3 protein-coding genes are annotated in these 2347 nt (G+C 60.2%); all 3 read right to left on the bottom strand.

The genetic code is table 11. The annotated features are described in order from the left end of the window. Nucleotides 1-140 precede the first annotated feature (140 nt). The 3 genes from EOA49_RS33890 to repC all read right to left on the bottom strand — a co-directional run bounded on the left by EOA49_RS33890 (nt 141) and on the right by repC (nt 1936). Nucleotides 141-320: a hypothetical protein gene (locus tag EOA49_RS33890; RefSeq protein ID WP_245460859.1), complete on the bottom strand. Its 180-nt coding sequence runs from the start codon at nt 318-320 to the stop codon at nt 141-143. A 16-nt stretch (nt 321-336) separates the two neighbouring features. Continuing rightward, a complete protein-coding gene (locus EOA49_RS33885) occupies nt 337-564 on the bottom strand; it encodes a hypothetical protein (RefSeq protein ID WP_245460858.1) in 228 nt (75 codons plus the stop codon). A gap of 94 nt (nt 565-658) precedes the next feature. Next, a complete protein-coding gene (gene repC / locus EOA49_RS31555; protein WP_127243582.1) occupies nt 659-1936 on the bottom strand; it encodes a plasmid replication protein RepC in 1278 nt (425 codons plus the stop codon). Nucleotides 1937-2347: the final 411 nt, after the last annotated feature.

The following is a 2347-nucleotide window of genomic DNA, read 5'->3' as shown; positions in this document are numbered from 1 at the left end:
GCCCTATTCGACGAGAAATGTCCTCATCTTATATAATCTCCGCGCTTCCGCAACGGGTTGGCGCCGGTTTGCTCGCTATATGATGAAGCAAATTGCTTCACGGCTCTTGCCATTCCACAGCACCAATTTGGCTACACCGCCTAAGGCTTGGAAGACGACTTCCCGCGCCGGTAGAGATGCGGGCTTTCGATCTCCGCCGACCAGATGCCTAAACGTCGATCCCGCGGCCTGTTCTCGGCCTCAGCGTATTCGTCCAGGCTAATAGAATGGGAACGGGGCAGGTATCGAAGCATCGCCTCGTCAAGGCCGGCGTTGACCATGGCGAGGCCAATATCGCTATCGGCGATGAAGCACTGTCCGACCAATCGCCCGATACTGGTCCCTGTCGATGATCTCGCAACGCACATGCTTGCCGTCGATCATCTTCCACAGGTAGCTGCGAGCGGCGAGACCACGCGGCCAGACCTTTCCGTTCTGGATTCCGGTCTGCTTCAGCTCGCATGCATCGATCGCGGCAATTCGGATGCGTTGCCGCCTCACGCTGATCGTGTCGCCGTCGATCACACGCCCGTCCCCGGCCAGCTGCCGGGCTCGGCCGCGGCTCTCTCCACGACGGCCAACAAAATCGCGGCAGCGACGGGCAATATTCCTCGAAATCTCAATTCAGCACCTCCATGGAATGGCGGGCGGCAAGCCCGAATACCGACCGGGCCAGGTGGAGCTCGCCGGCGGCGGCGCGGTGTGTCATGGCCCGCAAGTAGCCGCCCGGCGAGGAAAGCTCCTGCCGGTCGAATTTCTGTAGGATGACGGCAACTGCGACTGCGGCCTGCTGCTCGCCCATCTGCTCAACTGCGCGGCGGCGCGCATCATCGGAAATACCGGCAAGCCGGCACATTTGCGGCACGAGCCGGGCCAGATCACCCCAGGTTCGGGGCAGGGCAAAGCCGTAGGTCTTTAGCGCTGGCACTGCCCGTACCACGTCATGCAAGCCAACAAACTCCTGCGGTGGCCGCTGCTGTTGATTGACTTGGCGCGAACCTCGCCCCAGGCTTGTTTCAAGAGCCCATTTGCGGGCGGAGCCCGCCGCTAGCACACCGAGTTGTTCGGTGTCAGCCGAACGCCGATCATTACTATCTTCAAGTGGATCAGGGCTTGTAATCTGTTTGTGCATGCCGTTTTCGGCATTCGTGCATGTCAAATCTTGTGTCTCCAGCGCAGCTTCCGCATGGCGCGGTAGCTGCAAGACCCGCTCGATGAGCCATTCGAACAGGCCTGTCGCGCGCCGCAAGAGCGCGCTTGGCGCCTTTGCGGCGACGCCGACCAGGGCAACAATCTTTTCAAGCCGCGCCTCGAGCCGCGCTCTGGCACGCTGGAACAGCCCTGTCACGGTCGCAAGGGCGTAGCGGAGATTGCGCAACGCGCCGCGATAGCGGCGCAGCGCAGCGCTCGCGGCCGCCCGCTCGGCTCTCGCTTGCCTGACGAGCTCGTCAAGCTCGCGGTATCGAACGATGAGGATCCGCATGTCGATGCCACAGCCATCGACTACCGAACCGTGTGCGTTGCGAACCGGGTAGCGCTTGTAGTTGCCGCTGTCCTGCATCGTGATCAGGCCGGCGTCGAAGAGGCTGGAGAGCAAACGGCTGACCCGCCCAGTTGAACGATTGATCTCGAACGCAAGCTGCTGGTTCGATTTGAAGATGATCGGCCGGCCCGCCTTGTCGAAGGTATCGGCTGACGCGGTGTTGATCAGCGTCACCAGAAGATGGGCTTCGGTCGCATTGATCAGGCCTGTGCAGGGCAGGTTTTGCGCAAGCACGGCGAGCTGTCCGCGCGTCACGGTCCCGACTTCGGCGGACTGTGCCAGTCGCCGGAACTCGGCACGCTGCGGCGTCACTCTGCGGCCGATCGGCCGCAATTGCGGGTAGGGGTCCCCCATTCCTCGTCTCCTTTCGCTAGGGACCAGGCAAAGCTTCCCCGTTCACCGAACCGGTGTTTTGTGTTGACAAGGAAGGGAGGGTTTGAGAGAACGGTTTTGGCTAGTTTATCAACTCATATCCCCCGCTTCCGGACTTCGTTCGGGAGCGGTTTTTCTTTTTCTGGCCGGGTCGGTCTTCTCCGTCGTAACGCGTTAAGATGCAGGAAGCCGGGAATCACACAGGTTCCCGAACGATTTGCGCGAACGATAACCTGAATTACCTTTTTGGCGCAATAATTGTGCTACGCGCGCAACCGCACCCCCGGGAATCGAGATCGTAAACAGGCCTAACTGCAGAGATTTCCCTGTATTTTATGTTCTTGCCACTTCTTTGCCCGCGATTCTCATGACGCCATCTTGGATACATAAAAT

This window comes from Mesorhizobium sp. M1A.F.Ca.IN.020.04.1.1 (assembly GCF_003997315.1).
Taxonomy (GTDB): domain Bacteria; phylum Pseudomonadota; class Alphaproteobacteria; order Rhizobiales; family Rhizobiaceae; genus Mesorhizobium.
Note: the sequence above shows the minus strand (reverse complement) of the source record. Positions and strands in the feature narration are given on the sequence as shown.

What these genes read in the sequence shown, in the direction of transcription:
- repC (WP_127243582.1), bottom strand. Translation starts at nt 1,936, where the DNA reads ATGGGGGACCCCTACCCGCAATTGCGGCCGATCGGCCGCAGAGTGACG.
- EOA49_RS33890 (WP_245460859.1), bottom strand. Translation starts at nt 320, where the DNA reads ATGGTCAACGCCGGCCTTGACGAGGCGATGCTTCGATACCTGCCCCGT.